6 protein-coding genes are annotated in these 4182 nt (G+C 59.3%); all 6 read right to left on the bottom strand.

Going from position 1 to position 4182, the window contains the following annotated elements; translation table 11 throughout:
• Positions 1-103: 103 nt before the first annotated feature.
• Positions 104-694 (bottom strand): hypothetical protein, encoded by a 591-nt coding sequence (locus tag Q4543_RS23815; RefSeq protein ID WP_303442553.1) that lies wholly within the window; start codon positions 692-694, stop codon positions 104-106.
• Between the two features lie 58 nt (positions 695-752).
• A complete protein-coding gene (locus Q4543_RS23810) occupies positions 753-1550 on the bottom strand; it encodes a hypothetical protein (protein ID WP_303442551.1) in 798 nt (265 codons plus the stop codon).
• Positions 1550-2761, bottom strand: coding sequence for a DNA cytosine methyltransferase (locus Q4543_RS23805; protein ID WP_303442549.1), 1212 nt, complete (start codon positions 2759-2761; stop codon positions 1550-1552). The genes Q4543_RS23810 and Q4543_RS23805 overlap by 1 nt, the downstream gene beginning before the upstream one ends.
• 272 nt (positions 2762-3033) lie before the next feature.
• On the bottom strand, positions 3034-3420 hold the full coding sequence (locus tag Q4543_RS23800) for a single-stranded DNA-binding protein (protein ID WP_303442547.1): 387 nt from the start codon (positions 3418-3420) through the stop codon (positions 3034-3036).
• Positions 3421-3434: 14 nt separating this feature from the next.
• A complete protein-coding gene (locus Q4543_RS23795; RefSeq protein WP_303442545.1) occupies positions 3435-3677 on the bottom strand; it encodes a hypothetical protein in 243 nt (80 codons plus the stop codon).
• Between the two features lie 67 nt (positions 3678-3744).
• Positions 3745-4182: hypothetical protein (locus Q4543_RS23790; RefSeq protein ID WP_303442542.1), on the bottom strand; the 438-nt coding region annotated here is incomplete at its 5' end.

The following is a 4182-nucleotide window of genomic DNA, read 5'->3' as shown; positions in this document are numbered from 1 at the left end:
GTCCGCCGTGGCGACCTGATCAGCCTTGGACCTCTCCGAAGGTCGGCGCTCTTACACCACCTCTCGGGGCACTACCTAGAGACGCTCAACGAGCGAGCGGCGATCATCCCCGTGATCTCTGCTGCTGCCTCACCCTCTGCCGGCCTGTAGCCGGCGCCTTATCTCGCCCCCGCTGGGCATCACCTCGCGTCCTCTCGCCGCGACGAAGATCCTGACCGAGCTCGAAGGCACGGTTAGAAAACTTGCAAATGCCTTCTTCGTTGAGTTCGCGGGCCTGAGCGATAAATGCGCTTGGGACTGACTTCGCAATTTCAAGGCGCTGGTGCGCTGAAAGCCTGCCGCCTTCCATGTCGTTGCCGGTGACGACCGTCCAAGCGCCCAGAAAATGCTCGCTGCGTTCGCGGGCGGTCTTGATCTCGTCTTCTGTCGGCGTCCCATCGACGCCATGCTCTCGGCCGCGCGTAGCGCATGTGTCGATCGCTCGTGCGAGCGCCTTTGGCCAGTAAGCGTCTCTTTCGCGCTCAGAGTAGTCGTAGCGTACAGATACAGCGGTCAGCTCGGTTCGTGCGCCGTGATAAATAGCGCCGCCGTAGACACTCTCAAAATTCGCACCTTCGGCCGCCCGTGCAGCGGTTTCGCGAGGGTCTTCGAGGTGGTCGTTTTCATAGACAGCATCGAGGATTTCGTCGTTCATCTTTCATTCTCCGTTTGGGGATCCGCGCGGGGTCGGCGCGACGGAGATGTGGCGGGTGTTAGGCTGCGAAGTTGGCCAGAAATTTCTCAACCGCCTCGTCGAAGTTCGAGGAGGTAATCCCGGAGCCATGCTGGCTGACGAGCCCGCGATCGGCGCAGTAGTAGAGCTGGTGGTTCCGGTCGCCTCGGAACGTGTGATCCTTAGCGTAGAGGTCGATGTATACGCGCTTGCCCTTCCAAATCCGAGCACTCCTCACGTCCGGCAGATCATTTGCGCGCTTGGCGACCTGCTCGAGGCTGGCACCTCTCAACTCCACCAAGTCACCTGCCGTCACGGCATCCTGCTCTTGGGTTTGGTCGACGTCGGCCTGGACAGGCGTCGCCACTTCGATAAGCCCTGCTTTGATCGCATCGTCCAACAACCAGCCCATCCGCTTGAGGCATGCGAGCTGCTCGTCATGCTCGTCGCAAAGCGCAAGAGCCTCTATGGTCCGCGCGAGATGATCTGCTTCATTTTTCTTGCGGATATCCTCGGGGCCAGTATAATAAATTGCGTAAACGCCGGCACCGTACATGGGTTGGATCGCGTCGAGCCGGACTCGGTCTTGCGAGATGAGCGCCAGAGCTACGAAATGGCCGATCAGTCGAGGCTCGGCGGGATCGAAAAACGCGTCAGGTAAACGCACAGGATCTACGTCCCGTTCGAGTTGATCGAGTTGCCCTTTCATCGTTGCGATCGCGGCCAGAACACCCTTTCTCGAAGGGCCTGTCATCTCTGCGGCGCGAACCAACTGGGCGAATTGATCAAGCCTGGCGGATGTCTCGTCCGCCGTCTGAAGTTCAGGTCTCCGTGCCATTATGCTGCTTCAGACTCATCCAAGCGCGTGGCGACGCTTTCTCCAACGACCCTCGCCAGTTCAGCTGGAACAGCGTTTCCGAGCTGGCGCATGCACTCAGTCCAGGCGCCATGGAACTTATATCCGTCGGGGAAGGTCTGAATCCTGGCTCCCTCGCGCACGGTAAAATAACGCACGGAACCGTCAGCTCGGCGCAGCATATTCTCTCCACCCGGCACGCCATGCACGCCTGCTTTGAGGGTCTTCCTGGGCTCATCGAGGTAGCTGCCGGTATGTCCTGGGTATGTCCGCGCGTTGGGCTGGTAGCGATGATCCGCTACCGAGTGACGCTTTTCTGGATCTGGCAGGTCACCGATCGCATCGCGCGTCGTCCTCCATGGCAGTCCACTCGGCTTTTCATCTTTCGACATCCGCTTTGACATCTGCAGCGCGCGACCTTCGAGCACCTGCCATTTTTTTGCGACGCCATGGCGCTCCCAGTAGTCCCCGTAGAGCTGATCCCAGACGAGAGCTTCTTGAGTGAACTTACCCTGGTCGAAAGACCAGCGGGCATCCACATCGTCGCGGAAGCCGACGAACAGGACACGTTCCCGTCGCTGCGGGACACCGTAATTCGCGGAGTTCAGGAGTTTCGTCACCACTTGGTAGTGGAGATCCGGACGCTTCGTGGACGTGTGGTGTTGCTCGAGGCGCTTGAGATGATCTTCCCAAGCCTCGCCGTCCCGAGCGATCATCTCGGGGTGCTCCATCTGAAGCTTCACGTATTCGAAATACGGCAGGAACGATGCTCGGGTCAGGCCCTTGACGTTCTCGAAAATGAAAGCACGGGGCCGAGCCTCTCGAACGGCGCGCACTGCTTGCGGGAACATATCCCTGGCGTCGTCGTATGCGCGATGACGACCCCCAAGGGAAAACGGCTGGCACGGAGGGCCGCCGGAGATCAGGTCAATCTTGCCTTCAAACTCCTTGAAGCTGACCTTGCGAACGTCACCCTCAACAACGCGCCAAGGGCGTTCGTCAGTATCCTCTCCATCATCTTTATCGAGAACATGATGGTTGTCGCGCATGGTGTCGCAGCACCATTTGTTATACTCAACAACCATTTCCGGGACGAAACCGGCGTCAGCGAGGCCGATGCCAAGGCCTCCGGCACCAGCGAAGAGCTCCACAGATTTTCTGATTGAGGGCTTCGCGGACTGCTCTTCCGACATGCCGACCTCCTACTTGCTTTTCTCCGTGTTAGTTCAAATGGCACAGAAACTATCAAGAACAGATTGACAACATCTTGTAAAATGCGTAGCGGGCCACCCCAAAATTTGGGAAACCCGCCGGGCGTAGCCAGCGGGTCTCGGAGATGTCCATGCGTGGAGCTACACTGACCGGGGAAAACGGAAGAAACCCGGCGCGCCTCGCTCCATGCTTCAGGCCCAGGACCGGGGCCGACGCAAGGCGCTTGCCACGGCCCGCAGGCCGCGACTGGAACTCAGAACGGGATTTCGTCGTCGACCTTTTCTGCGGTTCTGGTGGCCTGCGATCCGCTGGCAGAGGCCGCAGCACCGCCGTCCGTGACCTTCGGGCCGAGGTCGACCTCGCCGACGCGCACTTCGAGTGCCGTGCGGGTTTGGCCGTCCTTTTCGTATTCACGCGAGGACAGCTCGCCGCTGATTGCGACATACTGCCCCTTCGAGATGTAGGTGGCCAGCTTCTCGGCGCGGGCACCCCAGATTGCGCAACCGAGCCATAGGGTGCTCTTCCGATCGCCGAAGCCGACGTCGGACGCGACGCGGAAGTTCAGGACCTGGGTCTGTCCGACGGCCATGACGCCTTCATGATCTGCGACGACGCGGCCGGTGAAAGAGAGTGTGTTCATGCTTGCTTCCTCAATTATTGCGTGATGCCACGGACGGCGCGCATGACGGCGTCTTCGACGTGCGTGATTGCGAGAGAGAATTCGCGCCCGGCCTCGGGCTTCAGTTCTGCAATGTCTCTGAAAGCGCCAATCATGATGTCGCCAGATTTCTTGATCTCGTCGATCACGGTCTTTTCCGCATCCGTCAGCGTCCGGTATTTCGACCGGGTGCCGCTGTTCTCTGCTCGCTTGTCATCAGTGCTTTTGAATTCCGACATCCCTGTTTCCTTTTCGGTTATTGATGGCTACTCGGTGTTGCCGGGTCCTGAGGCCCGGCTTGGGTAGTCAGGCGGCGCCGGGTACGGCGGCGGCAACGCGATCGTAGATCTCGCGCTTAAAATCTTCGGCGGTCATGCTCTCCGAACGACGGATCTTGTCGCTATCGCCGCGCTGGCAAATGAAGACACCCGGTGTGCTGCACACCCGCCCATTCTTCGCGATGCCGATGTTGAAGTAGTAGCGCCTCTTGCCAACCCTGAAGTGGATGTCCCAAATGCGATCCATCTTGGGATTGATCTGGCTGGCGTTGTCGAGCGCGTCGATTTCGAGACCGGGCTTGTCGCGCAGCATCTTGATCTGCTCATGCGCCGAGAAGCCGGGGAGAATTGCCTTATTCATCTTTCTGCCTTTCCATTTTCCCGTCAGCCGGGCTCTGTTGCACAAAGCCTGTGAGGGATTCACCTTGCGAATCCAGTGCGATAACTGGAGGGGATGAGCAGACCG

It is taken from the genome of Salipiger sp. 1_MG-2023 (assembly GCF_030547555.1).
Taxonomy (GTDB): domain Bacteria; phylum Pseudomonadota; class Alphaproteobacteria; order Rhodobacterales; family Rhodobacteraceae; genus Salipiger.
Note: the sequence above shows the minus strand (reverse complement) of the source record. Positions and strands in the feature narration are given on the sequence as shown.

Excerpts from the sequence above, each read along its gene's own strand:
- Q4543_RS23800 (WP_303442547.1), bottom strand. The coding sequence starts at position 3,420 with ATGAACACACTCTCTTTCACCGGCCGCGTCGTCGCAGATCATGAAGGC.
- Q4543_RS23795 (WP_303442545.1), bottom strand. The coding sequence starts at position 3,677 with ATGTCGGAATTCAAAAGCACTGATGACAAGCGAGCAGAGAACAGCGGC.
- Q4543_RS23805 (WP_303442549.1), bottom strand. The coding sequence starts at position 2,761 with ATGTCGGAAGAGCAGTCCGCGAAGCCCTCAATCAGAAAATCTGTGGAG.
- Q4543_RS23815 (WP_303442553.1), bottom strand. The coding sequence starts at position 694 with ATGAACGACGAAATCCTCGATGCTGTCTATGAAAACGACCACCTCGAA.
- Q4543_RS23810 (WP_303442551.1), bottom strand. The coding sequence starts at position 1,550 with ATGGCACGGAGACCTGAACTTCAGACGGCGGACGAGACATCCGCCAGG.